Annotated in this window: 28 protein-coding genes, 1 pseudogene and 1 riboswitch; of the genes and pseudogenes, 27 read left to right on the forward strand and 2 right to left on the reverse strand. The window is 45.5% G+C overall.

The window, feature by feature from the left end; all coding sequences use genetic code 11:
- Window positions 1–212: 212 nt before the first annotated feature.
- A pseudogene (locus ACTNBF_RS11550) lies at window positions 213–569 on the forward strand (DapH/DapD/GlmU-related protein); the annotation flags it as partial.
- 43 nt (window positions 570–612) lie between these two features.
- Here ACTNBF_RS11550 and truA read toward each other — a convergent pair.
- Complete coding sequence (gene truA / locus ACTNBF_RS11555) at window positions 613–1,356, reverse strand: tRNA pseudouridine(38-40) synthase TruA (protein WP_441024814.1); 744 nt, start codon at window positions 1,354–1,356, stop codon at window positions 613–615.
- A 194-nt stretch (window positions 1,357–1,550) separates the two neighbouring features.
- Here truA and ACTNBF_RS11560 point away from each other — a divergent pair, with 194 nt between their 5' ends.
- The 6 genes from ACTNBF_RS11560 (at window position 1,551) to ACTNBF_RS11585 (ending at window position 7,887) form a co-directional block, all read left to right on the forward strand.
- The gene (locus ACTNBF_RS11560) at window positions 1,551–2,885 is read left to right on the forward strand and encodes an MATE family efflux transporter (protein ID WP_441089309.1); all 1,335 of its coding nucleotides are present in this window, start codon (window positions 1,551–1,553) and stop codon (window positions 2,883–2,885) included.
- A gap of 81 nt (window positions 2,886–2,966) precedes the next feature.
- Window positions 2,967–3,584: a flavodoxin family protein gene (locus ACTNBF_RS11565; RefSeq protein ID WP_427807108.1), complete on the forward strand. Its 618-nt coding sequence runs from the start codon at window positions 2,967–2,969 to the stop codon at window positions 3,582–3,584.
- Between the two features lie 192 nt (window positions 3,585–3,776).
- A complete protein-coding gene (locus ACTNBF_RS11570) occupies window positions 3,777–4,049 on the forward strand; it encodes a co-chaperone GroES (RefSeq protein WP_427807107.1) in 273 nt (90 codons plus the stop codon).
- A gap of 53 nt (window positions 4,050–4,102) precedes the next feature.
- Window positions 4,103–5,716, forward strand: coding sequence for a chaperonin GroEL (groL, locus tag ACTNBF_RS11575; RefSeq protein ID WP_441089310.1), 1,614 nt, complete (start codon window positions 4,103–4,105; stop codon window positions 5,714–5,716).
- 223 nt (window positions 5,717–5,939) lie between these two features.
- Window positions 5,940–7,058, forward strand: coding sequence for a hypothetical protein (locus ACTNBF_RS11580; protein ID WP_441024823.1), 1,119 nt, complete (start codon window positions 5,940–5,942; stop codon window positions 7,056–7,058).
- Window positions 7,059–7,074: 16 nt separating this feature from the next.
- Complete coding sequence (locus ACTNBF_RS11585; RefSeq protein ID WP_441089311.1) at window positions 7,075–7,887, forward strand: TPM domain-containing protein; 813 nt, start codon at window positions 7,075–7,077, stop codon at window positions 7,885–7,887.
- Window positions 7,888–8,013: 126 nt separating this feature from the next.
- Here the strand turns inward: ACTNBF_RS11585 and ACTNBF_RS11590 are convergent, their stop codons facing one another.
- Window positions 8,014–8,598 (reverse strand): manganese efflux pump MntP, encoded by a 585-nt coding sequence (locus ACTNBF_RS11590; RefSeq protein ID WP_441024824.1) that lies wholly within the window; start codon window positions 8,596–8,598, stop codon window positions 8,014–8,016.
- A 667-nt stretch (window positions 8,599–9,265) separates the two neighbouring features.
- Between ACTNBF_RS11590 and hdhA the strand changes: the two genes are divergently transcribed.
- The 20 genes from hdhA (at window position 9,266) to ACTNBF_RS11690 (ending at window position 25,780) form a co-directional block, all read left to right on the forward strand.
- Window positions 9,266–10,063: a 7alpha-hydroxysteroid dehydrogenase gene (gene hdhA / locus ACTNBF_RS11595; RefSeq protein ID WP_427807101.1), complete on the forward strand. Its 798-nt coding sequence runs from the start codon at window positions 9,266–9,268 to the stop codon at window positions 10,061–10,063.
- Between the two features lie 317 nt (window positions 10,064–10,380).
- The gene (locus ACTNBF_RS11600) at window positions 10,381–11,496 is read left to right on the forward strand and encodes a helix-turn-helix domain-containing protein (RefSeq protein WP_441089312.1); all 1,116 of its coding nucleotides are present in this window, start codon (window positions 10,381–10,383) and stop codon (window positions 11,494–11,496) included.
- A 26-nt stretch (window positions 11,497–11,522) separates the two neighbouring features.
- Window positions 11,523–11,726, forward strand: a complete 204-nt coding sequence (locus ACTNBF_RS11605; protein ID WP_441017345.1) for a PLDc N-terminal domain-containing protein — start codon at window positions 11,523–11,525, stop codon at window positions 11,724–11,726.
- Complete coding sequence (locus tag ACTNBF_RS11610; RefSeq protein WP_441024828.1) at window positions 11,727–12,629, forward strand: ATP-binding cassette domain-containing protein; 903 nt, start codon at window positions 11,727–11,729, stop codon at window positions 12,627–12,629.
- Entirely contained in the window at window positions 12,626–13,396 is a 771-nt protein-coding gene (locus tag ACTNBF_RS11615) for an ABC transporter permease (protein WP_427807099.1), read from the forward strand. Before ACTNBF_RS11610 ends, ACTNBF_RS11615 begins: the two co-directional genes overlap by 4 nt.
- 99 nt (window positions 13,397–13,495) lie before the next feature.
- On the forward strand, window positions 13,496–13,663 hold the full coding sequence (locus ACTNBF_RS11620; protein WP_427807098.1) for a hypothetical protein: 168 nt from the start codon (window positions 13,496–13,498) through the stop codon (window positions 13,661–13,663).
- A 154-nt stretch (window positions 13,664–13,817) separates the two neighbouring features.
- Window positions 13,818–14,594 (forward strand): GTP pyrophosphokinase, encoded by a 777-nt coding sequence (locus ACTNBF_RS11625; protein ID WP_427807097.1) that lies wholly within the window; start codon window positions 13,818–13,820, stop codon window positions 14,592–14,594.
- A 34-nt stretch (window positions 14,595–14,628) separates the two neighbouring features.
- Complete coding sequence (tsaA, locus tag ACTNBF_RS11630; protein ID WP_427819759.1) at window positions 14,629–15,312, forward strand: tRNA (N6-threonylcarbamoyladenosine(37)-N6)-methyltransferase TrmO; 684 nt, start codon at window positions 14,629–14,631, stop codon at window positions 15,310–15,312.
- The gene (locus tag ACTNBF_RS11635; protein WP_427819760.1) at window positions 15,309–16,250 is read left to right on the forward strand and encodes a tRNA dihydrouridine synthase; all 942 of its coding nucleotides are present in this window, start codon (window positions 15,309–15,311) and stop codon (window positions 16,248–16,250) included. The genes tsaA and ACTNBF_RS11635 overlap by 4 nt, the downstream gene beginning before the upstream one ends.
- Window positions 16,251–16,381: 131 nt before the next feature.
- Complete coding sequence (locus ACTNBF_RS11640) at window positions 16,382–17,140, forward strand: amino acid kinase family protein (protein WP_427819761.1); 759 nt, start codon at window positions 16,382–16,384, stop codon at window positions 17,138–17,140.
- A gap of 53 nt (window positions 17,141–17,193) precedes the next feature.
- Window positions 17,194–18,108 carry a DMT family transporter gene (locus ACTNBF_RS11645; RefSeq protein ID WP_427807092.1) on the forward strand — a complete coding sequence of 305 codons (915 nt, stop codon included), beginning with the start codon at window positions 17,194–17,196 and terminating at the stop codon, window positions 18,106–18,108.
- 126 nt (window positions 18,109–18,234) lie between these two features.
- Window positions 18,235–18,930: a UMP kinase gene (pyrH, locus tag ACTNBF_RS11650; RefSeq protein WP_427807091.1), complete on the forward strand. Its 696-nt coding sequence runs from the start codon at window positions 18,235–18,237 to the stop codon at window positions 18,928–18,930.
- Between the two features lie 28 nt (window positions 18,931–18,958).
- Window positions 18,959–19,510: a ribosome recycling factor gene (gene frr, locus ACTNBF_RS11655; RefSeq protein WP_427807090.1), complete on the forward strand. Its 552-nt coding sequence runs from the start codon at window positions 18,959–18,961 to the stop codon at window positions 19,508–19,510.
- 112 nt (window positions 19,511–19,622) lie between these two features.
- Complete coding sequence (locus ACTNBF_RS11660) at window positions 19,623–20,339, forward strand: isoprenyl transferase (RefSeq protein WP_427819763.1); 717 nt, start codon at window positions 19,623–19,625, stop codon at window positions 20,337–20,339.
- Entirely contained in the window at window positions 20,332–21,135 is an 804-nt protein-coding gene (locus ACTNBF_RS11665; RefSeq protein WP_427807088.1) for a phosphatidate cytidylyltransferase, read from the forward strand. Before ACTNBF_RS11660 ends, ACTNBF_RS11665 begins: the two co-directional genes overlap by 8 nt.
- Window positions 21,136–21,195: 60 nt before the next feature.
- A complete protein-coding gene (gene dxr, locus ACTNBF_RS11670) occupies window positions 21,196–22,338 on the forward strand; it encodes a 1-deoxy-D-xylulose-5-phosphate reductoisomerase (protein ID WP_427807087.1) in 1,143 nt (380 codons plus the stop codon).
- A 3-nt stretch (window positions 22,339–22,341) separates the two neighbouring features.
- Window positions 22,342–23,370: an RIP metalloprotease RseP gene (rseP, locus tag ACTNBF_RS11675; RefSeq protein ID WP_427819766.1), complete on the forward strand. Its 1,029-nt coding sequence runs from the start codon at window positions 22,342–22,344 to the stop codon at window positions 23,368–23,370.
- 151 nt (window positions 23,371–23,521) lie between these two features.
- Window positions 23,522–24,025: a transcription elongation factor GreA gene (gene greA / locus ACTNBF_RS11680; RefSeq protein WP_427819767.1), complete on the forward strand. Its 504-nt coding sequence runs from the start codon at window positions 23,522–23,524 to the stop codon at window positions 24,023–24,025.
- Between the two features lie 75 nt (window positions 24,026–24,100).
- Window positions 24,101–24,505: a hypothetical protein gene (locus ACTNBF_RS11685; protein ID WP_427819768.1), complete on the forward strand. Its 405-nt coding sequence runs from the start codon at window positions 24,101–24,103 to the stop codon at window positions 24,503–24,505.
- A 131-nt stretch (window positions 24,506–24,636) separates the two neighbouring features.
- A riboswitch (PreQ1 riboswitch) is annotated at window positions 24,637–24,681 on the forward strand.
- Window positions 24,682–24,805: 124 nt separating this feature from the next.
- Window positions 24,806–25,780, forward strand: coding sequence for a nucleoside hydrolase (locus tag ACTNBF_RS11690; RefSeq protein ID WP_441049753.1), 975 nt, complete (start codon window positions 24,806–24,808; stop codon window positions 25,778–25,780).
- Window positions 25,781–25,784 lie beyond the last annotated feature (4 nt).

A 25,784-nucleotide genomic window follows, 5' to 3' on the forward strand; every position in this document is an offset into this window, starting at 1 on the left:
CTCATCGTCAGAGTAATCAAACAATTCTTTGATGATGCATGCTCCGATGATTACGTTAACAGGAGTGTTTGGCCGTGAAGCTTTATCACTATATAAAACAGCAAAAGGTTTTTCATCAATTTTAGGGAACACTTCTTCAGCGAAAACTTTTGCCCAGGAATTTTCTAACGCTTTTTGCTCACGTGCAGTGAGGTTTAAAAAACTATCGAACAGAGGTTAAGATCGGAGACAATTGCATGATGGCTTCGAATGTGGCGATCTATACTGCCGGGCACCCAATCCATCCGGATACCAGAAATACGGCATACGAATACGGGATTGAGGTGAACATCGGAAATAATGTCTGGATCGGCGGAAATTCCGTGATTTGTCCGGGTGTCACAATCGGGGATAATGTCGTGATCGGAGCGGGAAGCGTGGTCACGAAAGACATTCCGGATTGGTCCGTTGCGGCCGGGAACCCGTGCAGAGTCATCCGAAAGATCACCGAAGCGGACAGAAAACTCTATTTCAAGGACAGAGAATTCGATGAGGAAGCCTGGGAGCAGGTCACCGGGCAGGAAAGATAATAAATTCAAATACGATTCGGCGTACTTGCTCCAAAGCGGCAATCTACTGATAATCCACTTTAACCAGGCATAGTCCGCAGGCCGGTGCCATAAATCCGGCTGCTTTGCGGCTGGCGGCATCCAGCACGTCGTTCATGTTTTCCGGCTGTCGCATTCCGAAACCCACTTCCAGAAGGGTTCCGGTCAGAATGCGGACCATGTTCTGGAGGAATCCGTCGCCGTGGTAAGTAAATATAATATAAGGTCCTTTCTGGACGATCTGAATAGAATCAACCGTGCGAACGGTTGATTTTTTAAATCTGGGATTTCCACAAAAGCTTTTGAAATTATGCTGACCGGTCAGATATGCGGCAGCCTTCTGCATGCTTCGAATATCCGGATTCCGGTCGAGTATATAGACATAGTTCCGGTCAAATACCGGCTTGGCAGGTCCGGCATAGCAGGTGTATTCATATGTTTTCCCGACAGCCATGTAGCGGCTGTGGAAGCGCGGTGATGCTTCATGGACTTCCAGTATACTGATGTCGGCGGGCAAATACTGATTCATGTATTTCCGAATCTGCGCAGTCGATAGATCCGTGTCCAATACAGCATTTGCGGTCATTTCTTTTGCGTGCACACCGGCATCGGTACGGCCTGCACCCGTTACTTCCACGGACGAGCCGGTCATTCTGGAAAGCACGGCTTCCAGCTTTCTCTGGATCGTTGCATCGGTATTGCCCTGACTCTGCCAGCCCGAATAGCGGGTCCCGTCGTAGGCTATGGTAAATTTATAATTCTGATTCATAAAAAATGTCTCCTATAACTTATTCTGAACAGACTAATTATACCAAAAAGAAGAATTTAGGAAAAGACTGTAAACCAAAGTTAATTGCAACAGTCTGGCAATAAGGAACGGAAGAAAGCTAAAATACGCAGTTCACAAATGGTATCAAAGCGTTTATAATCGTTTTGTATGATTACGAATGTGAGGTGTCCGAAATGGAAAAGAACTTGACAAACGGAAGCGTATTTAAAACGATCTTATCTTTTTCACTGCCCTTCCTGTTATCTTATTTTTTACAGACACTGTATGGAATGGCAGATTTATTTATCATAGGTCAATATAACGGTGTGGCCAGCACAACGGCGGTGTCCATCGGAAGCCAGGTCATGCATATGATCACAGTCATGATCGTAGGTCTTGCCATGGGCTCCACGGTCATGATCGGTAAAGCGGTCGGGGCCGGGAAGAGAGAGGAGGCGTCAATGGCGATCGGAAATACGATCACGCTCTTCATGGGAGTATCGGTGACACTCACCGTCATCCTGCTTCTTTTGGTCCGCTCGATTGTTGCGGTGATGTCCACGCCGGAAGAAGCGGTGCAGGGGACGATCCTCTATCTTACCATCTGCTTTATCGGGATCCCGTTCATCACAGCCTATAATATCATCAGTTCCATTTTCCGCGGGATGGGGGATTCCAGAAGCCCGATGTGCTTTGTGGCAGTCGCCTGTGTGGCAAATATCATTCTGGATTATCTGTTCATCGGTGGTCTGGAACTGGGACCGGCGGGAGCTGCACTTGGAACGACGATTTCCCAGACGATCAGTGTGATCGTATTCCTGTGTATCATTCGAAAGCGGCAGAGCGGTATTGTGATGAAGAAATCTTATTTTCGTCCGAAGAAACTGATCATGGAACAATTGCTTAAGATAGGAATTCCGGTTGCGCTGCAGGACGGTTTCATACAGATTTCTTTCATCATTATAACGATCATCGTGAATCAGCGAGGGTTAAATGATGCGGCTGCGGTGGGAATTGTGGAGAAGATCATTGGCTTTTTGTTCCTGGTTCCATCTTCCATGCTGTCAACCGTTTCGGCACTGGCGGCACAGAATATCGGTGCCGGAAAACATGACCGCGCGAAGAAGACATTGTGGTATGCCATCACGATGTGTGTTTCCTTTGGACTTGCCACAGTGGTTGTCATGCAGTTTGCCGCGGGATGGTTTGTAGGACTATTTGCAACAGATACCGAGGTAATCCGTCTCGGCAGCGAATATATGCACGGCTATGTGTGGGACTGCGTATTTGCCGGAATTCATTTCTGTTTCAGCGGATATTTCTGCGCATATGGACGTTCATCCTTTTCGTTCCTGCACAATTCGATCTCGATCGTATGTGCCCGGGTTCCGCTTGCCTATCTGGCATCCAGGTATTTCCCGAATACGTTGCTCCCGATGGGGCTGGCAACAGCGACCGGATCCCTGGTGTCGGTTGTGATCTGTGTTGTGGTGTACCTGTGGATGCAAAGAAATGAAAATCTTACATAGCCAAATCGTTCTGAAAACTGATATAATGGATTTAATGAACCGTATGTTAAAAAACAATAATCATAAAGGAGGAAATACAAAATGAAAGTGTTATTGATCAATGGAAGCCCGCGCAAAGAAGGAAATACATTTATCGCATTAAACGAGATGAAACATGTGTTTGAGCAGGAGGGCATCGAAGCGGAGATCGTGCAGGTCGGAAATCAGGCCATCCGCGGCTGTGCAGCCTGCGGCGGATGTTCCAAATTAGGAAAATGTGTATTTGATGACTGTGTTAACGAAATTGCACCGAAGTTTGCAGAGTGTGACGGACTTGTGATCGGAAGCCCTGTTTATTATGCGTCTGCCAACGGGACCCTGATCTCGTTCCTGGATCGTCTGTTCTACAGCACTCCGTTCGACAAGACCATGAAAGTAGGAGCCAGTGTCGTGGCAGCCAGAAGAGGAGGGCTCTCCTCCACATTTGATGAGCTGAATAAGTATTTCACGATCAGCGGAATGCCGGTAGCATCCGGTCAGTACTGGAACAGCATTCACGGACGCCTGCCGGGAGAAGCAGCAGGAGATGCAGAAGGACTCCAGAGCATGAGGACACTGGCACGCAACATGAGCTTCCTTATGAAATCTATTGCACTCGGAAAAGAAAAGTATGGTCTGCCGGAGAAAGAAGCAAAGCAGGCTACGAATTTTATTCGTTAGTTACATGAAATTTAAGTTATAAAAAATCTATAAACTCTGTTGACAAACAATAATTAAGTGCTATAATAATTCAAAAATAAATAGTTTAAAAATAAAATATATTACTTCGAAAAAGAAGTAATATATTTTTGGAAACAATCTAAGCACTCAACGCAAAAGAGTGCTAACAAAAAGGAAGGCAGGTTATTTTTTATGAGATTAAAACCATTAGGAAACAGAGTTGTTTTGAAACATCAGGAAGCAGAAGAGAAGACACAATCTGGAATCATCCTGCCAGACAGTGCCAAGGAAAAACCACAGACAGCAGTTGTCATTGCAGTCGGCCCCGGGACAGACGGAAAAGAGATGCAGGTCAAGGAAGGAGACAGAGTCATCTGTACCCAGTATGCGGGAACCGAGATCAAGGTGGACGACGAAGAATATGTGATCGTATCACAGAATGATATCATTGCAATCGTTGAATAAGAAAAGAATAAAATCAGATTGAATTTGAGAAAGTAAGAAAGAAGGAATAAATCATGGCAAAGGATATTACATATGACATTGATGCAAGAAAGAAAATGGAGACAGGTGTCAATAAACTGGCAGACACCGTAAAAGTAACACTTGGACCAAAAGGAAGGAATGTGGTTCTGGATCAGTCCTACGGTACACCACTGATTACGAATGACGGTGTTACTATTGCGAAGGAGATTGAACTGGAAGATCGTTATGAGAACATGGGAGCACAGCTGGTCAAAGAAGTTGCTACCAAGACGAACGATATCGCAGGAGACGGAACTACGACCGCAACAGTTCTCGCTCAGGCTTTGGTGAATCAGGGAATGAAAAATATCGCAGCAGGAGCTAACCCGGTCATCCTTAGAAAAGGAATGAAGAAAGCTTCCGACGTGGCTGTCTCTGTTCTGGAAGAAATGAGCCGCCCGGTAACCGGCAAAGAACACATTGCAAAAGTTGCCGCCATTTCCGCAGGAAATGAAGAAGTCGGTGAAATGATTGCAGATGCAATGGAAAAAGTCGGTGAGAACGGTGTGATCACCATCGAAGAATCCAAAACAATGCAGACGGACATCGATGTAGTAGAAGGTATGCAGTTTGATAACGGATACCTTTCCGGATATATGTGTGACGACAAGGAAAAGATGGTCTGCAATATGGAAAATCCTTACATCCTGATGACAGACCGTAAGATTTCCAATATTCAGGATATCCTTCCGATTCTTGAAAATATTATGAGAGAAGGAAGAGAGCTCTTGATTCTTGCAGAAGATGTAGAAGGAGAAGCCCTTACGACATTGATCGTAAACCGTCTCAGAGGAACACTTAAAGTGGTTGCTGTGAAAGCTCCTGGTTATGGTGATAACCGGAAAGAAATGCTGCAGGATATCGCGGCGCTTACCGGCGGACAGGTTATCATGGAAGACATCGGAATCCAGCTTAAGGACGCAACAATGGATATGTTAGGCCGTGCAAAATCTGTAAAGGTAACAAAAGAAAATACAACGATCGTAGACGGCGCCGGAAATAAAACAGATGTAGAAGCTAGAATCGAAAATCTGAAGAGACGGATGGCAGAGACTACATCCGATTTCGATAAAGAGAAACTGATGGATCGTATCGCAAAAATGGGCGGCGGTGTTGCAGTGATCCGTGTCGGAGCGGCAACAGAAACCGAGATGAAAGAAGCAAAATATCGTATGGAAGATGCCATGAATGCCACAAGGGCAGCGGTAGCAGAAGGAGTTATTTTCGGAGGCGGTTCCGCATACATTCATGCACAGAAGAAAGTGGATGAATTTGCGGCAACACTGACCGGTGATGAGAAGACCGGAGCAGAAATCATTGCAAAAGCTCTGGAAGCGCCACTCTATGCGATCGTTGACAATGCCGGACTGGAAGGTGCAGTTGTGATCAATAAAGTGAAAGAAAGTGAAGTAGGAATCGGATTCGATGCGGTTCACGAAACCTATGTAGATATGATGGAAGCAGGAATCATTGATCCTGTCAAAGTAACCAAGAATGCACTTGCCAATGCGGTTAGTGTAGCAGCAACCCTTCTTACAACAGAAGCAGCAGTAGCAGACATTAAGGAACCGGCTCCGGCAGCACAGCCGTCACCGGATATGTACTAATTACATATGTACGAATTGCATATGATATATCCCTCTCTAAAACAAGATACCCGTCCCGTTTAAGGGGCGGGTGTTTTGTTGTAAAAAGGTTTCAAAGTGTTTCCGTGATTAGAAATTGCTTAATGCAAAAACTGGTGGTAAACTGAATATATAGGAAACGTCATAAAGCAAAAGACGTCCGGCAGATCCTCCCGGAGATGCCGCGTGAAAGGAGATGAGAACTATGTCTGATATGATGGAATACAAATGCCCGGCCTGCGGCGGTGCCATGGAATTCGACAGTAAGTCGCAGAAGATGAAGTGCCCCTACTGCGATACCGAAATCGCGGTGGAAGAATTTCAGAAAATGCAGGAAAACAAACAGCAGACAGCTTCAGATGGGGTATATAGCGAGAATCAAAGTGGAAGTCAGGACAAAGTAGACTGGCAGGCGGCCAACGACAATCAGTGGGCAGAAGGTGAGACCGATGGAATGCGGGTCTATGTATGTGAGTCCTGCGGCGGTGAGATCATTGCAGAAGAGACAACGGGAGCGACCACCTGTCCGTATTGCGGGAACCGAGTTGTCATGAAGGGACAATTTACCGGTGATCAGAAGCCGGATTATGTCATTCCGTTTAAGAAAGATAAGAAAGCTGCAAAGGCGGCATATTACAGCCATCTGAAAGGCAAGCCGTTCCTTCCGAAGGTATTTAAGGATGAGAACCATATTGATGAGATCAAGGGCGTATACGTTCCGTTCTGGCTGTTTGATGCTGATACCAAGTCCCATTTTATGTATGATGCGAGAAATCTCCGTGTCTGGGAGAACGGCGACACCGAATATACGGAACATGAACATTATTTGGTAGAGCGCGGCGGCTCGGTCCGGTTCGAACGGATTCCGGCGGACGGTTCCGAGAAAATGGATGATACACTGATGGAATCCATTGAGCCATTTGATTTCTCCGAGGCGGTACCATTTACCCCGGCATATCTGGCGGGATTTGTGGCAGACCGCTACGATGTGGATATGGAAGAATGTTTGGAGCGTGCGAAAGAACGAATCACGAGCAGTGCGGAAACTGTTTTTGGAAATACTGTAACCGGATATCAGATGATTACGACGACAGGAAGCAATGTCAATATTTACAATGCAAAATATTTATATGCATTGTATCCGGTATGGATCCTTAATACAACATGGGAAGGAAAGAAATACACCTTCGCTATGAACGGACAGACCGGCAAGATGGTGGGTGATCTCCCGATGGATAAAAAAGCCTACTGGCGTTATGTGGCGACCCGAAGTGTGATCTTCGGAGTGATCATCAGTGTTTTGATGTGGATTTTCATGCTGTGATGGGAGGGGTGGACAAATGAAGAAACGATTTTTGGCAGTTATAATTACGATTCTTTTGGCAATGTCTGCGGTTCTTCCGGCATCAGCCGAGGGAGCGTATCTGAGGGAGGCACCGCTTGTGGCGGATCATGCTGACCTTTTAGATGACGATGAAGAGAGCAAATTAACAGAATTACTGGAAGAGATCAGCGAACGGCAGAGGTGTGATGTGGTCGTAGTCACGACGGATACATTGGAAGGCAAGAGTGCCATGGAGTATGCGGATGACTACTATGACTATAACGGATACGGATATGGCGAGGACCGTGACGGAATCCTGCTTCTCGTCAGCATGGAAGATCGTGACTACTGGATCAGTACCTGCGGCTTTGGAATTACAGCATTTACCGACGCGGGGATCGAATACATATCCGATGAATTTGTGCCGTATCTCAGTGATGGCGATTATGAGACAGCGTTTATAGAATATGCGTCACTCTGCGATAAATTTCTGACCCAGGCCTATGAAGAAGAGCCTTATGACGTGGGAAATATGCCGCGCAGATCCATGCCGATCTTCTGGATTTTCGGATCGTTTGTTGTCGGATTCATCATTGCGCTTATCATGGCAAGTGCGAAAAAATCAGCACTTAAGACGGTGCGCAGAAAACCGGAGGCCAGAGACTATGAGGTTCCGGGCAGCTTTTCACTGTCCCTGCAGAAAGACCGGCTTGTCAACCGGTTTGTGACGACTCGAAAAATTGAACGGCAAAGCAGCAGTTCCGGCGGAAGCAGCACCCACGCCAGCTCTTCCGGTTCAACACACGGCGGTGGCGGCGGCAAATTCTGATATTTCATAACAATTCCATAACAAATTGCGTATGAACATTCAGAGCTTTTGGACGAATAGGAGTAAAGTAAAACCGGAGGGAACGTATCTGTTCTCTCTGGTGAACTATTGCAAACGATATTGTATTTAGAAGACTCCGGTAATGAAAATCTCAAGTCCGATGAAAATCAGGATGACACCGCCAAGAATGGTTGCTTTCCCGGAAAGCTTCGTTCCGGCACCTTTCCCGATTACCAGCCCTCCCATACAAATGATAAAAGTAACAACTGCGATGATGAATGCACAAATCGCAGCAGAAAGAAGATCATAATCCGCAATCGTGAATCCAACGGAAAGTGCGTCGATAGAAGTTGCAATTCCCTGAATCATCAGCGCGGCAAATCCCACACCCGGTTTCTCGCAAGGTTCTTCTTTACTGGTAAGTCCCTCATGCAGCATCGATCCCCCGATATATCCAAGAAGGATGAGTGCGATCCACGGGATGAATTTCTCAAAAGACTGAAAATATTCCACGATCGTATGAACACAAATCCATCCAATCATCGGCATAACTGCCTGAAAAATCGCGAAAACACCGGCAATCCGGCACATTTTTCTGGGTTTCATACAAGGTTCGTTCAATCCATTGGCAAGAGAGACAGAAAATGCATCCATGGCAAGTCCGACTCCCAGCAGAATACTGTTAAAAAAGAATACAAATCCAAGCACCATACATGATTCCTCCGTAATATAATGACTGCGCATTGGTAATAATAAAATGTGAAAATGTTAATTAAAAAATGAATAAAAACGGTCATAAAAAAACCAGATACGGTGAAAACCATACCTGGTGTCAGGACAAAAAAACAGACTCCATGTATAGCTTCACAGTTACACATGAGTCTCGCAATTTAAAACAAGCCAGGCCAGACGGCCAGTATGTTGACTTGCTACACAAAGGATTTGCGCTCGCTACTCCCTCACAACAGTTGTGATTTTATCATGTGGTGAAAAGATTGTCAATCGGTATTGAGAAAAAATGTCATTTTATAAAAAAGAGACCTATCTTGAAGAATTATGGCATTTAAAAGGGGAACAATGATATCGTGTAAATAGCACGTAACAAGTACCCGATATATAATGATTATGAAACATTCTGTTATTGAACAATTCATCCTTCATAAACTCTATAATGTATCAAATTAATAAAGGAACATATAAAGACGTGTATGTTACAAGATTATCAAAATGTTAAAATATACACAATAATGACAAAATAATAACATAAAAAAATATATAATACACAAAAAAGATATTTATTTTTCCTTAAATTGTGGTATCATAGTGTACAACGCTGTTGAATTACATAACAGCAATCGGAAAGGAGATTAGAATAGATATGAGATTAGATGGAAAAGTAGCAATCGTAACTGCAGCGACAAGAGGTATCGGACTGGCATGTGCACAGCGTCTGGCACGCGAGGGCGCAGTCGTTTATATCGGCGCAAGAAATATGGAGAGGGCTGCTGAGCGTGCGGACGAGCTGAACAAGGAAGGCTGCAATGTTAAGACTGTTTATAATGATGCTTCCAAGAAGGAAACATATGCATCCATGGTGGAGGAAGTGATCAAGAATGAGGGCAAGATTGATATTCTGGTAAATAACTTCGGAACATCCAATCCGAAGAAGGATCTTGACATTAAGTCTACTGAATATGACGAGTATATTCGTACAATCGATATGAATCTTGCAAGCGTGTTCCTCAGTGCACAGGCAGTGATCCCACATATGGCAGCAAATGGCGGCGGAAGTATCATCAATATTTCTTCTGTAGGTGGCATCCGCCCGGATATTTCCCAGATTGCATACGGAACCAGCAAAGCAGCAATCAACTATCTGACCAAGCTGATTGCAACACAGTGTGCAAGAGACAATATCCGCTGCAACGCAGTGCTTCCGGGAATGACGGCAACCGAAGCTGTATCCGGAAATCTGACACCGGAATTCCAGGAATTTTTCCTGAAGCATACACCGATCCGCAGAATGGGTAAACCGGAAGAAATTGCAGGAACGGTACTGTATTTCGCAAGTGACGATGCAGCATACACAACGGGACAGATCGTGGATGTATCCGGAGGTTTCGGCATGCCGACACCGGTATTTGGCGACATGATTGAAATGAAGAACAGACGGTAGAATATGTAGTCGTATACAAATCGGTTAATTCATTGCAACTTAAATAAGTATAATCAGGCTGTGATACTTTGATGATTTTGATTCAATCAAGGTATTGCAGTCTTTTTTTGTGTGGTGAGTTTGGGGCCATTTGTTAACCATTTAATAGCATTTGGAGCCAGCTTAGCTCCATTTCCTCGATTCCAAAGCTCTGAATTTGAAAAAAGTATCGTGGCAGTTGATAAAAAATCGCAAAGTATCGTAAGCCTCCATTGTTTCTCATAGCATTTTCCAATAAAATGATATTAAACAAACCGGACTAAAGGAGGGAAAATATATTGAACACCTTACAGTTTGCCGATAATCTGACCAGGCTTCGGCGGGAGAAGAAGGTTACACAGGAAGAACTGGCGGATTTTATCGGGGTGACCAAGGCATCGGTTTCCAAATGGGAGACCAGGCAGAGTCTGCCGGATATTTTGATTCTTCCGCAGCTGGCGTCCTTTTTTAACGTGACGGTAGATGAACTTCTGGGCTATTCTCCGCAGTTAAGTAAAGAACAGATCCAGAAGCAGTACTACCGTCTGGCGGGAGAATTTGCATCCAGACCATTTGAAGATGTGATAAAGGAGAGTGAAGAACTGGTACGGAAATACTATTCCTGTTATTCTTTTTTATATCAGATCTGCCTTTTGTGGCTGAACCATTTTATGCTGGCCGGTGATGAAAAGCGGGGTCAGGAGATTTTGAAAAAAGCGGATCAGTTGTGCGGTCATATACTGGATGACTGCAAAGACATACGAATCTGTAATGAAACGGTCATGATTCGTGCCGTCATTCGGCTGATGCAGGGAAGGGTAAATGAAGTGATCGAGCAGTTGGAAGAATTGGATCAGACACAGCGGATGGAAAGGACGGCGGATTCTTTGCTGATACAGGCTTATCAGATGGCCGGAGAGAAAGAGAAGGCGATCCGGCGTACACAGGTCAGTATGTTCACTCATCTTATGTTACTGATTGACGGGGCGACGTTATATCTGGATATTCAGAAAGAAGAGATGGAGCTTTGCAGTGAGATCATACGAAGAACGGATGAAATCTGCAAACTCTTTGCTGTAGAACGTCTGGTTCCGAACTCTGCCGCACTCTTTCATCTGGAGGCCGCTATGGTGTATACCATGCATCATCATACGGAAGAAGCGCTGGAAAGAGTCAGACTGTATGGAACGGTCATCGACTGGATGTTGAAAGAAGAGAACCTGGAGCGGCACGGAGATGATTATTTTGACACCATTTCCAAATGGTATGACAGCTTCGATCTGGGAGGAAGAGCGCCCAGAGATAAGAAAACGATCCGCGACAGCGCAGTTCAGGGGCTTATGCATCCTGCGTTTGACGAAATCAGGGAACAGGAAATTTTTCGAAATACTATCCGAATATTGAAAGAAGAATAACATCCAAACAAGGAAGGAGAACCATTATGAATAATCTAAATGAAATGCTACCGTTTCTTATACCGCTTGTGATTGTCCAGTTCGGACTTCTGGGCTACACCATTTACCATATTCTTACACACAAGAACTATAAAAGAGGAAATCGGGCGATCTGGCTTGTCGTAACCATTATCGGAATGGAATTTATCGGTCCGGTGCTGTATTTCCTTCTGGGAAAAGAGGAGAGTTAGATGGATACACTGACAGTTTCGCACGTGAAAAAATCATTTGGTAGCCAGGAGATCATTCGCGATCTGAGTTTCCGGGTCCCGGAGCATTCGGTGTTCGGGTTTATCGGCGAGAATGGGGCCGGTAAAACGACGACTATGAAAATGATTCTGGGTCTGCTGCGGATGGACGGCGGAGAAATTCTGGTGGAGGGAGAGGCGGTGTGCTACGGGCAGACACGAACCAACCGGTATGTCGGCTATCTGCCGGATGTCCCGGAATATTATGGATTTATGACTCCGCGAGAATATTTGAGGCTCTGCGCTGAAGTGTCCGGGATCACCCGGAAAGAAGCGGACAAAAGAGCGGATGAACTGCTGGAGATGGTCGGACTGACGAAAGCTGATAAAAGGATACACGGATTTTCAAGAGGGATGAAGCAAAGGCTTGGGATTGCACAGGCACTGCTTGGAAAACCGAAGCTCTTGATCTGCGATGAGCCGACCTCTGCTCTGGACCCACTGGGGCGCAAGGAAATACTGGACATCCTGTCTGCCGTCAGAGAGAGCACGACTGTTTTGTTTTCCACGCATATCTTGTCTGATGTGGAGCGGATCTGCGATCAGATTGCGCTGCTTCATCATGGAGAAATTGCGCTGCAGGGAACCATGGACGACATTCATGCGATGCACAAAGGCGCCGGTTTCGAGATTGAATTTCACAGGAAAGAGGATCTGGAGGCATTTTCCGGATATTTTTCGGGAGGTGTGCCGGCAGGAAATATGCAACTGGATTTTCCGGACTGTGACAGACGGGATATGCTAAGAGCGCTGCACACCCTCGCAGAACGGGATATTCCGATCCAGCGCATCGAGCAGAAAGAACCGTCTCTGGAAGCATTATTTATGGAGGTGATCGGGAAATGAGCGCATTTACAGCATTTATAAAGAAAGAATTTCTCGGACTATTCCGGAGCGGGAAAGCGGTTATTCTTCTGCTGATCTCGGTTTTGTTCGGAATCATGAATCCGGCCATCGCCAAACTGACACCCTGGATGATGGAAAGTATGGCAGATAGTATGGCGGAAACCGGGCTTGTAGTGACCGCGGTGGAAGTGGATGCTATGACTTCATGGACACAATTTTACAAAAATGCACCCATGGCGCTGATCGTATTTCTCCTGATGTTTGCAGGAATCCTCACGTCTGAATATCAGAGCGGAACGCTGATCGGCATGGTGACAAAAGGAATTTCCAGATGGAAAATACTCGCCGCAAAAAAAATCATGGTTCTCATAGTCTGGACAGTTTTCTTTTGGCTGATGTACGGGATCACATTTGGATATAACCAGTATTTCTGGGATCAAAGCAAGATCGAACATCCGCTGTTTGCTGCAGGTTGCTTCTATATTTTAGGTGTGTGGCTGGTAAGCCTGATCTTCCTCAGTTCCGTACTTGCCCGGACAAACACGGCTGTACTGGGAATGACAGGTGGCGTTTTCCTCATTTCCTATCTTCTGGGAATGTATCACGGCATCAGCAAATATCTTCCCACCGAACTTCTCGGGGTTACGAATGTTTTAACGAAATCTGCAGAAATCAAAGATTACCAGGCATCACTCATTGTGATTACGTTTCTGATCCTGATTCAGACCATCGCAGCAGTGACCGGATTCAATAAAAAGGCACTGTAAAATGCTGGAAAGTCTAAAGAATTTGGTCATAATATTAAAAAACCCTAAAGTCCATTGACATTCGCATTTTAAATTTTATAATTAATTTCAGCGTTTATAATGGAGGATGCGAAAGAAGAGGTGGAATATGCGGGATTGGTTAAAAAAGGCGGGGCAGTTGCTGGTGAATATTCTGATTTCACCGATTACATTAGTACTTTCATTGATTATGGGGATCAACCTATTAAAGAACGAAATAAAGAAACGGAAAGACAGGGCATAGCATGAAAATGTTGTGCCTTTTATCTTGAAAAAAATTTAAGCTTTTGGCATTGCGAATACAACAGTTTACAAAAAACTGCTTTCTTTGTATAATAAAACCAACAGAAAAAGAGCAAAGGGCGCTCCTCGTGGCAAAAGGAACGTCCTTAAGGAGCGATAAATGATAGATAAAAAAGAATTTTTGGAAACATATAATCTGTCCGAGGAGGAGTTCCGGGAAGCGCAGATTTCATGGGAAGAGCTGACTGCGATCTACGAGGATTATCAGGGAATCGAGGGACATTTGCGCGATATCGGCAAAGATTTTGTGGACGATTATTTATATGATATTGAAAAAGCGGGAATCCATTCATACCGATACCGTACCAAGGAGCCGGGGCATCTTCTGGAGAAGATCATCCGGAAACGGAGAGAAAACATGGGGAAATTCTCCCGCCTGGACCGGACGAACTACCACAAGTTTATTACAGATCTGATTGGGATTCGGGTGTTTTTCCTGTACCGGGAAGATTGGGTGTATTTCCACAATTATTTGACCAGTGTGTTTGAAAATAAACCGGAGCAGTATGTTGAAAATCGAATTGAGGATTTTGATGACGACATCAATCATTATTATATCGCGGAACGCCCGAAAGTCTATAAGCGTTCCGGAGACACAAAGATTTATGACCGGAATCTGATCGAGATCCGGGCAGACGGGATTTACCGTTCACTCCACTATATTGTGAAATATAAAGGCTATTATGTAGAAATTCAGGGAAGAACGCTCTTCGAGGAAGGCTGGAGCGAGATCGACCATGACATTGTCTATCCTTATTATAAAGACGATGAGATGCTGACCGACTTCTCGAAACTTCTGAACCGGCTGTCGGGCATGGCGGATGAGATGAGTTCCTATTTCCGGCGCATGAAAGAGGAGCGGGAGGAGAAGGAATAGAAATAGAAATGGGAATGGGAGGGATAGGTGTGAAATGGAATTGAAGAAAATAGCCGTGATCCATACGGATTTTCCAGAGAAATTCGGGATTCCGAGGCAGAGTAATTTGGCGGACACGCGCGGAAGAATTGTTTTAGAAGAAGAATACCGAAGAGAAGAGGCGGTCCGGGGGCTGGAAGACTATTCATATCTTTGGCTGATATGGGAATTCTCCGAAGGAAAACGGGAAGAATGGAGTCCTACCGTACGTCCACCGCGGCTCGGAGGAAACTGCCGGATGGGAGTCTTTGCGACCAGATCACCTTTTCGCCCGAATCCCCTCGGGCTTTCCAGTGTGAAACTTGATCGAATTGAAGTAACAGAAAAGGAAGGTCCTGTTCTTTATGTGACCGGAGCCGATCTGCTTGACGGGACGCCGATTTACGATATCAAGCCTTATTTGCCATATGTGGACAGCCATCCGGAAGCGAAAAGCGGATTCGCCGGGAAAGTGCAGGACTATGCTCTTTCCGTGTGTGATGAAAATGGAGTGTTGGATGGAATCGGAGAAGAAGATAGAAAGGTGCTTTTTCAGATTCTTGAACAGGATCCGCGGCCATCTTATCAGAATGATCCGGAGCGGATCTATGGAATGGCTTACGCGGGGATGAATGTGAAGTTTCGTGTGGAGGGGGAGAAATTGTTTATCGTTGGGGTGGAAAGTGAGGACACCATATGAAATACTATATGGCACCACTGGAAGGAATCACGGGATACATTTACCGGAGAACATACCATGAATTGTTCGAACCGGCTGACAAATACTTCATTCCCTTTCTGACACCGAATCAGAAAGGGAAATTCAGTTCCAGGGAGCTGAATGATATTTTGCCGGAGCATAATAAAGGAATGTATACTGTTCCGCAGATTCTGACGAATCGGTCGGAAGAGTTTATTTTTTGTGCGCAGAAACTGGAGGAGGAATTCGGATATCAGGAAGTGAATCTTAATCTGGGTTGTCCGTCCAAAACAGTGGTATCCCGATACCGCGGATCGGGTTTCCTGATCAAAACGGATGACCTGGAACGCTTCCTGGATGAAATATTTGAAGCGCTGGATATGAGGATTTCCGTCAAGACCAGGATCGGAAAATGGGATGAGGAAGAGTTTGATGAACTGCTTCGGATCTACAATCGTTTTCCAATGGAAGAACTGATCGTTCATCCGAGGCTCCAACAGGATTATTATAAGAATACTCCGAATCTGGAAGCTTTCGAAAAAGCGACAGAAGAGAGCGCAAACCGGCTTTGTTATAACGGCGATATTTTTACGGTTGAAGATTATGCAAAATGGAAAGAACGATTTCCGCGGACGGAAATGCTTATGATGGGGCGGGGGATTTTAAGGAATCCCGGACTGATCGGAATGATAAAAGGTAAAGGGGCTCCGGAAAAAGAAAGAATTCATGAGTTTCACGACCGCCTTTTGAAAGAATATATAGAAGTGAACTCCGGGGATACGCCGGTTCTATTTAAAATGAAAGAACTCTGGGCATACATGGGAGAAATGTTTCCGGATTCCGGTAAATATCTGAAAAAAATAAAAAAGGCACAGAAGGTGGAGATTTATGAGAAGGCTGTAGACGAATTGTTTCTGGCGTGCGATATGAAGATCTGAGAAAAGAAAACATGAGTTGAGAAATTCTGAGATAAGGAAATATGAAATAAGAAATTCTTTGTGTATGGGAAGAGTTTATGATATGATAGTCCTGATTGTGAAATTTAAAGAATAAAAGTGAGGTGTCACAAATGGATAAATACTTAGAAGAAGTGGAGAAGAAGGCGGCGATTCTGATCGATGCGCTTCCGTATATCCGCGATTTCAGCCAGAAAATTATCGTGATCGAATACGGCTGCAGCGAGTGGCTGAGCGGGATGGAAGAACAGCAGTTGATGAAGGACATCGTTCTTCTTAAAAGCGTAGGCATGTATCCGGTCGTTGTGCATGACACGCGAATGGGAATGGACAAGTTCCGTGAGAACAAGCGGATCGCAAAGCTCTTGGAACTCTGTGGAGTGAAGGCAATCGGCGTTTGCGGAATCGACGTGCAGACGTTACATATGATTCTGGATAACGATTACATTCCGGTCATCGTTCCGAATGATATTGATAATGAATCCGAGTATATTGACCCGAAGGAGACGGCATTGGAAATTGCAGTCCGGCTTGGGGCAGATAAGCTGATCTATCTTTCTAAATATCCCGGAATCTATATAGATGAAAGCCGCAAGGAGGTCTATCCGCGCCTTACCGTGCCGGCAGTGCGTTCGCTGGAAAAAGAAAGAAATTTCCCGGAGGGACTCAGGAAAATTCTGGACTTTGCATTGCTTGCGACAGAACAGGGAGTTAACCGGGTACATATGCTGGACGGCAGGATCCGCCATGTGCTTCTTCTGGAATTTTTCAGCGTTGCAGGTGCGGGAACGATCATCATCAAAGATGAAAACAAACTCTATGATCACGAGCTGAAGAATAAGAATATCATTGAGTATAAAGAAAAAGAGTAACTGGATCGTTACGGGAAAAAATAGAATCTAAAGGATACACAAGGTAACTAATCATGAAGAAAATGAGTTTGAAAAATATTACAATGCTGTTTCTGACGGCATTTATCTGGGGCGTCGCGTTCGTGGCGCAGAGCGTGGGGATGAATTACATCGGGCCATTCACGTTCAGCTGCGTGCGGTCGATCCTGGGAGGAATCGTGCTGATTCCGTGCATCTGGTTTCTGGATCGTTTGAAAATGAAAGAAGAAGGGGTAACGGAAAAGCGCACGATGTCAGAAAAAGAGAAGAAGACCCTTCTCATAGGAGGAATTTGCTGTGGGATTGCGTTGTGTGTGGCATCCAATCTGCAGCAGTTTGGTGTGAAATACACGACCGTCGGAAAGGCAGGTTTTATCACCGCATTATACATCGTGCTGGTGCCGATCTTTGGAATTTTCCTGAAGAAAAAAGTAGGAGTGAAGGTGTGGATCAGCGTGGCAATCTCAGTCGTGGGACTGTACCTGCTCTGCATGACCGAGAAACTTTCTATCAGCAAAGGTGATTTTCTGGTACTTCTATGTGCCATTGTATTTTCCATCCATATCCTAGTGATCGATCATTTCTCACCGCTGGTGGACGGCGTGCGTATGTCCTGCATCCAGTTCTGGATTACGGGAATTCTCTCCGCGATCCCGATGTTTCTCTTTGAAAAGCCATCACTGTCCGCCATTTTTGCGGCTGCGGTTCCGCTGCTTTATGCAGGTGTGATGTCCAGTGGAGTTGCCTATACACTTCAGATCGTGGCCCAGAAAGATGCGGACCCGACGGTGGCTTCCCTGATCCTGAGTCTTGAATCCGTGTTCTCCGTGCTGGCCGGATGGGCGGTACTCGGACAGGTGATGAGCATGCGAGAAATCTGCGGATGCGTGCTGATGTTTGCCGCGATCATACTTGCACAGCTTCCGGAAAGAAAAACAGTTCAGCCGTAAGGATGAATCGGTGACTGGAAAGAGAACCAGGAAAGAAATAGAACTTCCATTTTAAAAACAGGTATGATATACTATTTACATAGTGCGAGCTATATGCAAACTGAAAAGACAGGAGCAAGAAGACAGATGAAGAGAGTACTTTTAAAATTAAGCGGAGAAGCGCTTGCAGGTGATAAGAAGACAGGGTTTGACGAAGCAACATGTATCGGGGTTGCCGAGCAGGTGAAGAAGATTGTGGACCAGGGCATTCAGGTGGCGATCGTGACCGGAGGAGGTAACTTCTGGAGAGGAAGAACCAGCGAGACGATCGACAGAACGAAGGCAGACCAGATTGGTATGTTGGCAACGGTCATGAACTGTATCTATGTATCCGATATTTTCCGTCATGTGGGTATGAAGACAGAAGTATTTACCCCGTTCGTCTGCGGTGCATTTACCACTTTATTTTCCAAGGATGCCGCAGTAGAAGCACTGAACGAAGGAAAGGTTGTTTTCTTCGCAGGAGGAACGGGACATCCGTATTTTTCAACGGATACAGGAGCAGTATTAAGAGCAATCGAGATCGAAGCGGATGCGATGCTCCTTGCAAAGGCAATTGACGGAATCTATGACAGTGATCCGAAGGTAAACCCAGAGGCGAAGAAGTACGATGAGATTTCCATTCAGGAGATCATCGATAAGAAGCTGATGGCAGTGGATCTGACCGCATCCATTATGTGTCTTGAGAATAAGATGCCGATGCTGGTATTCGGACTGAACGAAGAAAATAGTATTGTTGAGACTATGAGCGGACACTTTACCGGCACGAAAGTTACGGTATAGGACGCTTGAATTAGAGGAGGAAGAAACCATGAATGAAAGATGTAAAGTATACGAGGAGAAGATGCAGAAGACACTGAAGAATCTGGATGGAGAGCTTGCATCAATCCGTGCAGGAAGAGCGAATCCGAATATTTTGAATAAACTGACGGTTGATTATTACGGAACACCGACTCCGATTCAGCAGGTAGCGAACATCTCCGTACCGGAAGCACGTTTGATCCAGATTCAGCCATGGGAGAAGAAGCTGATCCGTGAAATTGAGAAGGCAATCCAGATGTCAGACATCGGAATCAACCCGACAAACGACGGCAGTGTGATTCGCCTGGTATTTCCGGAACTGACCGAGGAACGAAGAAAAGAACTCGTGAAGGATGTTAAGAAGAAAGGTGAGGCAGCTAAAGTGGCAGTCCGCAATATCCGCCGCGACGGCAACGATGCATTTAAGAAATTAAAAGGCACCGAAGTTTCAGAGGATGAGATCAAGGATATGGAAGAAGATCTGCAGAAACTGACCGATAAATATATCAAGGAAGTTGATAAATCTGTAGAAGCGAAATCCAAGGAAGTTATGACTGTATAACAAGTTGTGATAGAAAGAGGAGGGGCAGCAAAGAAACCTGCAGCCCCTTTATTCTGTTTTATAGAAAGTGCATAGGACGGAATTTTATCTGGAATGCACGGGAGGAAAAAGTATGAACGTACCACAGCATATCGCAATTATCCTGGATGGCAACGGCCGCTGGGCGAAGTCGAAAGGGATGCCGAGAAATTACGGTCATGCTCAGGGGAGTAAGAATGTAGAGAAGATCTGTGAAGTGGCATATAAGATGGGAGTCAAATATCTGACCGTCTATGCATTTTCCACAGAGAACTGGAACCGTCCGCAAAGTGAAGTGGACGCACTGATGACACTGCTTCGCAATTATATGAAGACCTGTCTGAAAACGGCGGAGAAGAACCGCATGAAGGTACGGGTGATCGGAGACAAGACCCGTCTGGATGACGATATCCGTACCCGGATCGAAGAACTGGAAGAGGCATCGAAGAATAACGACGGGCTGAATTTTCAGATTGCGATCAACTACGGCAGCCGCGACGAGATGGTCCGTGCCATGCGGAAAATGATGAAAGACTGTGAGGCAGGAAAGATTACTTCCGATGAAGTGACCGAAGAAGTATTTGAAAGCTATCTGGACACCCACGGAATTCCGGACCCGGATCTGCTGATCCGGACCAGCGGCGAACTCAGATTATCCAATTATCTGTTATGGCAGCTGGCTTATACCGAATTCTATTTCACCGACGTTCCGTGGCCGGATTTCACAAAAGAAGAATTAGAAAAGGCTATTATGCAATATAATAACAGAGACAGACGTTACGGTAAGATAAAGGAGGAAGAAGATGTTTAAGACAAGACTTCTCAGCGGAATTGTACTGGTCATCATCGCATTTCTGACCATTTATAGCGGAGGATATGTGTTATGGACTACACTGGCTCTGGTCAGCCTGATCGGACTCAGAGAACTCTATCAGGTCGTCAAATGTGAGAAGAATCCGCTTGGAATCGCAGGATATCTGGCTGCGATCGCCTACTACGTGGTGCTCCTTGCAGCTTCCGGTAATTTCCAGCTTCAGGTTATGGTATTCATCGCCGCACTGGTCGTTGTGATGGCAGTCTATGTATTTTCATTTCCGAAATTCAAATCAGATCAGGTTACGATGGTATACTTCGGGATCCTCTATGTGGCAGTTATGCTGTCCTTCATTTACCAGACGAGAAATCTGGAAGACGGACTGTTCCTCGTGGGACTCGTGTTCCTCTGCTCCTGGGGATGTGACACCTGTGCCTACTGTGTCGGAGTACTGATTGGAAAGCACAAAATGGCTCCGAAGCTGAGCCCGAAGAAATCCATCGAGGGCGCGGTCGGCGGTCTTGCGGGAGCCGCACTTCTCGGAGCACTTTACGCACTCGCCATCAACAGATGGGGCGGCACGACGGTCAGTCCGGCCGAATTTGCACTGATCTGTTTCGTGGGAGGCATGATCTCCATGATCGGAGATCTGGCAGCGTCAGCGATCAAACGAGACCACGATATTAAAGATTACGGAAAACTGATCCCGGGACACGGCGGTATCCTGGATCGATTTGACAGCGTGATTTTCACAGCACCTGTTATTTACTTTATGGCAATGGCAATCATGTAGTGCTGCACGGCGGACCGTAACAAGTTTGGAAATAGAAAGCCATACAGGCAGGAGGCGCAAATGAAAAAAATAGCAATACTTGGATCTACAGGGTCGATCGGAACACAGACCCTGGAAGTCGTAAGAGAGAATAAAGATATCGAAGTGCTTGCTCTTGCAGCCGGAAATAATATCACATTGCTGGAGCAGCAGATCCGCGAATTCCATCCCAGACTCGTCGGCGTATGGGCCGAGGAGAAAGCCGAAGAACTGAAAAGCCGGATCCGCGACACCGGTACAAAGGTCGTAAGCGGAATGGACGGACTTCTGGAAATCGCACAGATCGAAGGAAGCGAGATACTGGTCACGGCGATCGTCGGAATGATCGGCATCCGGCCTACGATCGCAGCCATCGAAGCGGGCAAGGATATCGCACTGGCAAATAAAGAAACACTGGTAACGGCAGGGCACATCATCATGCCGCTGGCTAAGAAAATGGGTGTGAAGATCCTTCCGGTGGACAGCGAACACAGCGCGATCTTCCAATCCCTGCAGGGAAGCAGAAGGAGCGAAGTGAAGAAAATCCTTCTGACCGCATCAGGCGGACCGTTCCGCGGAAAGAAACAGGAGGATCTGCTGAATATCCGCGTTGAAGATGCACTGAAGCATCCGAACTGGGCAATGGGACGCAAGATCACCATCGATTCTTCTACCATGGTCAACAAAGGACTCGAAGTGATGGAGGCAAAATGGCTTTTCGATGTCGATATCGATGATGTACAGGTGGTCGTTCAGCCACAGAGCGTAATCCATTCCATGGTTGAATTCGTAGACGGCGCGGTGATCGCACAGCTCGGCACGCCCGATATGAAGCTGCCGATCCAGTACGCACTTTATTATCCGGAGAGACGATACCTTCCCGGAGACCGAGTCGATTTCTGGAAGATCGGACATCTGGATTTCGAAGAACCGGATATGGATACGTTTTATGGTCTGGAACTCGCCTACGAGGCAGGACGGACAGGGGGAACACTGCCGACCGTATTTAACGCGGCAAATGAGCTGGCAGTCAGCCAGTTTTTGAACCGGGAGATCAAATACCTGGAAATTATAGAGATTATCGAGGATTGTATGAGAGCGCATAAGACGATTGAAAACCCGACTGTGGAACAAATACTGGAAACAGAAGCGGCAACCTATGAAAGAATCAGAAGCAGGAGGTAGTAAATGGGAATCGTACTTGCGATTTTTATCTTTGGTTTTATCGTGTTCTTCCATGAACTGGGACATTTTATCCTGGCCAGAAAGAACGGAATCGACGTAGATGAGTTCTGGATCGGAATGGGTCCGACTCTTCTGCACAAAAAAATCGGCAATACCGATTATTGTCTGAAACTCCTTCCCATCGGAGGCGCATGTATGATGGGAGAAGATGAAGTCGATGATTTGAGCGAGGGAAGCTTCAACAGCAAATCCCCGTGGCGGCGGATCTCCGTCATTGCGGCAGGACCGGCCTTTAACTTCATACTTGCATTCATCTGCAGTATCATTTTTATCGGCATCATCGGTGTCGATAAGCCGGTCGCAGGAAGCGTAACCGAAGGAAGCCCGGCCTATGAAGCAGGACTTCAGGCGGGAGATAAGATCGTGAAGATCGGCAGCAAACACATATATATTTTCCGTGATATCTCTGTCTACGAACAGCTTCACGCGGGAGAAGAACAGGAGATCGCTTATATTCGTGACGGAGAAAAGCATTCCGTCATTCTCACTCCGGTACAAAATGAAAACGGATACTATATGATCGGGATAACAAGCACCGGATATGAGAAAGCCGGTATTTTCGATATGCTCAAATACAGTGTCTTTGAAGTTCGCTATTGGATCGATTCCACGATCAGCGGCCTGCGGATGCTGTTCACCGGCAAAGTCGGAGTGAGCGAACTCTCCGGACCGGTAGGAGTCGTCAATATTGTAGATAATACCTACAAACAGTCCAAATCAGGCGGCGCTCTGCTGGTGTTTGTCAATATGCTGCGACTTGCCATACTCCTTTCCGCCAACCTGGGTGTTATGAACCTGCTGCCGATTCCGGCACTGGACGGAGGAAGACTGTTGTTCCTGATCGTCGAAGTCATACGAGGCAAACGTATACCGCCGGAAAAAGAAGGATATGTACACTTGACAGGAATGGTATTCCTGCTCGGACTCATGGCATTTGTCATGTTCAATGATGTAAGGAAGATCTTCTTTTAAAATGAAATTCGATGGTGTGTGGAGAAAATGATATCACACAGCATCGGATTTTCTATTTGCGGTAGCGTGTGGATGTAAAATGGAGTGAACTTTTTATTATTCAGATGAAGGTAAAAGAAAACAATATATATAATAGAAAGGAAGAGATATCATGCGAGAGCAGCTGACAGAAAGTGATGTTAAAAAAATCCGGGAGGAAATCGAATACCGTAAGCTTGTTGTCCGGAAGGAAGCGATAGAAGCAGTAAAAGAAGCAAGAGCACACGGGGATTTAAGCGAAAATTTCGAATATCATGCGGCAAAGAAAGATAAAAACCGAAACGAAAGCCGAATCCGCTATCTGGAAAGAATGCTGAAAACAGCAGTGATCGTATCGGATCAATCAGAAGATGGAGTAGCCGGAATCAATAACAGGATCACCGTTTATTTTCCGGAAGATGACGAGGAAGAAACATTCAAACTGGTCACTTCCATTCGCGGAAATTCGCTGAACGGATATATCAGCACCGAATCTCCAATCGGAAAAGCAATATTCGGACATAAGGTTGGCGATACCGTATCGGTGAAAGTCAGTGACGACTATTCTTATGATATAAAGATTGTTAAAATTGAGAATACGACGGATGATGAAGAGGATAGGATTCGGGCGTATTAGTTGTGGTATAGTTCAGGTGCCTGTCACTGTAAAAAAAACATAAACTGATGTCGACTAAAAACAGGATGTGGAAAAATGGACAATACAAGATTATGTGAACAAAGGAAGGAAACGTTGCATGCGCTACAAGAGTGCAGTTCTGAAGAGAATCTCTGGAACTGTATCGTTGCGTATCAGGATTATCCGTTTTATACCAGTACCGGGCTTCCATTTCGATATACATTGAAAATCGGGCGTAATGGAGAATATACAAAAGAATTATTTATCGATCGAAGGGAGAACAGTAAGTCGTTGTCGTGGAGTTCGGTGAGAATTGCATTTGGAAAAGCGGCTGTGAAGAAAGGGTATGTATTTAAACGTCCGAAAGAGATCGCTGATGTGCGGGGAATCAGTTATGTTTATAGTCTGCTGTGGCGTTTTGGGGTTATAATGGTACCGGAAGATGTGGAAGGAAGCTGCGAGGGAGTGTATGAGCCATGAACTCAGACATCAAGAACAAACAAGATCAAAAGGACGATGAGGCCACCAGTTAGAATATGGCAGAGAAAGGAAGTAGATAAAGGATAGAAATTATGGATTGCCATAAATGGGAAACTGTGGTACACTATTTCTCGAAACTGGTTCGAAAACCTCCCAGTATAAAAAACTAGGCAAAGTAAATCAGAATATATTCAGGCTGCAGGAAAGCAGCCTGGTTCATGATGCTTTTGTTTATGGAGGTTTCTGTAAACAAAAGCTATTTTTTTGCCTTTGAAAATAATAAGGAAAGGGAAAAAGAAGATGGAACGAAGAAAAGTGATTATTGACTGTGATCCTGGAATTGATGACAGTCTTGCGATCATGCTGGCGCTTAAATCAGAAGAGATCGAAGTGATCGGAATTACGATCGTGTGTGGAAATGCTCCTGTGGAGATGGGATTTGGAAATGCAAAGAAGGTCCTGCGGCAGATGGGCAGACTGGATGTACCGATTTTTGTCGGGGAAAAGAGACCGGTCAGGCGGGAATATGTGAATGCGCTTGACACTCATGGAGAAGATGGACTTGGTGAAAGCTATTTGTCGGAAGTGGATGGCTATGAACAGCAGATGGATGCTGTTGATTTTATGGCATCGGTGCTGAAAGCGGAGAAGGTTTCGGTGATCGCGTTGGGGCCGATGACGAATCTTGCAGTGTTGATTGATCGGGATATGGATGCATTTCTCAACATAGAAGAGCTGGTGTCCATGGGCGGAACGTTTAAAAGTCATGGAAACTGTTCGCCGGTGGCGGAATATAACTACTGGTGTGATCCGGATGCGGCGGCGCTTGTGTACGATACAATGTATGAGAACGGCAAAAAGATTCATATGATAGGTCTTGATGTGACGCGGAAAATTGTTCTGACACCGACGATTTTGGAATATATTTGCCGGCTGAATCCTGAAACAGGTGATTTTATCAGGAAGATTACAAAGTTTTATTTTGATTTTCACTGGCAGTGGGAGCATATCATCGGGTGTGTGATCAATGATCCGCTTACAGTGGCGTATTTTATCGACCGAAATATTTGCCAGGGCTTTGATTCTTATGTACAGATCGAGACACAGGGGATTTCTCTGGGGCAGTCTGTGGTAGATTCGATGAATTTCTACAGAAAAGAGGCCAATGCAAAAGTGATGACAGAAGTAGATGTCCTGCGCTTTTTCCGGTTATTCCTTTCCAGAATTCTGGACGTGAAGCCGGAAGAACTGGATATTTTGCAGGATATCATATAGGAGG

This window comes from Bariatricus sp. HCP28S3_A4, assembly GCF_052066395.1.
Taxonomy (GTDB): Bacteria; Bacillota; Clostridia; order Lachnospirales; family Lachnospiraceae; genus Allocoprococcus.

Bases quoted from the DNA above. Each gene is read 5' to 3' on its own strand.
- frr (WP_427807090.1), top strand. From the start codon at position 18,959: ATGAATGAAAGATGTAAAGTATACGAGGAGAAGATGCAGAAGACACTG.
- hdhA (WP_427807101.1), top strand. From the start codon at position 9,266: ATGAGATTAGATGGAAAAGTAGCAATCGTAACTGCAGCGACAAGAGGT.
- rseP (WP_427819766.1), top strand. From the start codon at position 22,342: ATGGGAATCGTACTTGCGATTTTTATCTTTGGTTTTATCGTGTTCTTC.
- dxr (WP_427807087.1), top strand. From the start codon at position 21,196: ATGAAAAAAATAGCAATACTTGGATCTACAGGGTCGATCGGAACACAG.
- truA (WP_441024814.1), bottom strand. From the start codon at position 1,356: ATGAATCAGAATTATAAATTTACCATAGCCTACGACGGGACCCGCTAT.
- ACTNBF_RS11580 (WP_441024823.1), top strand. From the start codon at position 5,940: ATGTCTGATATGATGGAATACAAATGCCCGGCCTGCGGCGGTGCCATG.
- groL (WP_441089310.1), top strand. From the start codon at position 4,103: ATGGCAAAGGATATTACATATGACATTGATGCAAGAAAGAAAATGGAG.
- ACTNBF_RS11685 (WP_427819768.1), top strand. From the start codon at position 24,101: ATGGACAATACAAGATTATGTGAACAAAGGAAGGAAACGTTGCATGCG.
- ACTNBF_RS11585 (WP_441089311.1), top strand. From the start codon at position 7,075: ATGAAGAAACGATTTTTGGCAGTTATAATTACGATTCTTTTGGCAATG.
- ACTNBF_RS11565 (WP_427807108.1), top strand. From the start codon at position 2,967: ATGAAAGTGTTATTGATCAATGGAAGCCCGCGCAAAGAAGGAAATACA.
- pyrH (WP_427807091.1), top strand. From the start codon at position 18,235: ATGAAGAGAGTACTTTTAAAATTAAGCGGAGAAGCGCTTGCAGGTGAT.
- ACTNBF_RS11610 (WP_441024828.1), top strand. From the start codon at position 11,727: ATGGATACACTGACAGTTTCGCACGTGAAAAAATCATTTGGTAGCCAG.
- ACTNBF_RS11590 (WP_441024824.1), bottom strand. From the start codon at position 8,598: ATGGTGCTTGGATTTGTATTCTTTTTTAACAGTATTCTGCTGGGAGTC.
- tsaA (WP_427819759.1), top strand. From the start codon at position 14,629: ATGGAATTGAAGAAAATAGCCGTGATCCATACGGATTTTCCAGAGAAA.
- ACTNBF_RS11570 (WP_427807107.1), top strand. From the start codon at position 3,777: ATGAGATTAAAACCATTAGGAAACAGAGTTGTTTTGAAACATCAGGAA.
- ACTNBF_RS11615 (WP_427807099.1), top strand. From the start codon at position 12,626: ATGAGCGCATTTACAGCATTTATAAAGAAAGAATTTCTCGGACTATTC.
- ACTNBF_RS11620 (WP_427807098.1), top strand. From the start codon at position 13,496: ATGGAGGATGCGAAAGAAGAGGTGGAATATGCGGGATTGGTTAAAAAA.
- ACTNBF_RS11690 (WP_441049753.1), top strand. From the start codon at position 24,806: ATGGAACGAAGAAAAGTGATTATTGACTGTGATCCTGGAATTGATGAC.
- ACTNBF_RS11560 (WP_441089309.1), top strand. From the start codon at position 1,551: ATGGAAAAGAACTTGACAAACGGAAGCGTATTTAAAACGATCTTATCT.
- ACTNBF_RS11660 (WP_427819763.1), top strand. From the start codon at position 19,623: ATGAACGTACCACAGCATATCGCAATTATCCTGGATGGCAACGGCCGC.
- ACTNBF_RS11665 (WP_427807088.1), top strand. From the start codon at position 20,332: ATGTTTAAGACAAGACTTCTCAGCGGAATTGTACTGGTCATCATCGCA.
- ACTNBF_RS11625 (WP_427807097.1), top strand. From the start codon at position 13,818: ATGATAGATAAAAAAGAATTTTTGGAAACATATAATCTGTCCGAGGAG.
- ACTNBF_RS11645 (WP_427807092.1), top strand. From the start codon at position 17,194: ATGAAGAAAATGAGTTTGAAAAATATTACAATGCTGTTTCTGACGGCA.
- greA (WP_427819767.1), top strand. From the start codon at position 23,522: ATGCGAGAGCAGCTGACAGAAAGTGATGTTAAAAAAATCCGGGAGGAA.
- ACTNBF_RS11605 (WP_441017345.1), top strand. From the start codon at position 11,523: ATGAATAATCTAAATGAAATGCTACCGTTTCTTATACCGCTTGTGATT.
- ACTNBF_RS11635 (WP_427819760.1), top strand. From the start codon at position 15,309: ATGAAATACTATATGGCACCACTGGAAGGAATCACGGGATACATTTAC.
- ACTNBF_RS11640 (WP_427819761.1), top strand. From the start codon at position 16,382: ATGGATAAATACTTAGAAGAAGTGGAGAAGAAGGCGGCGATTCTGATC.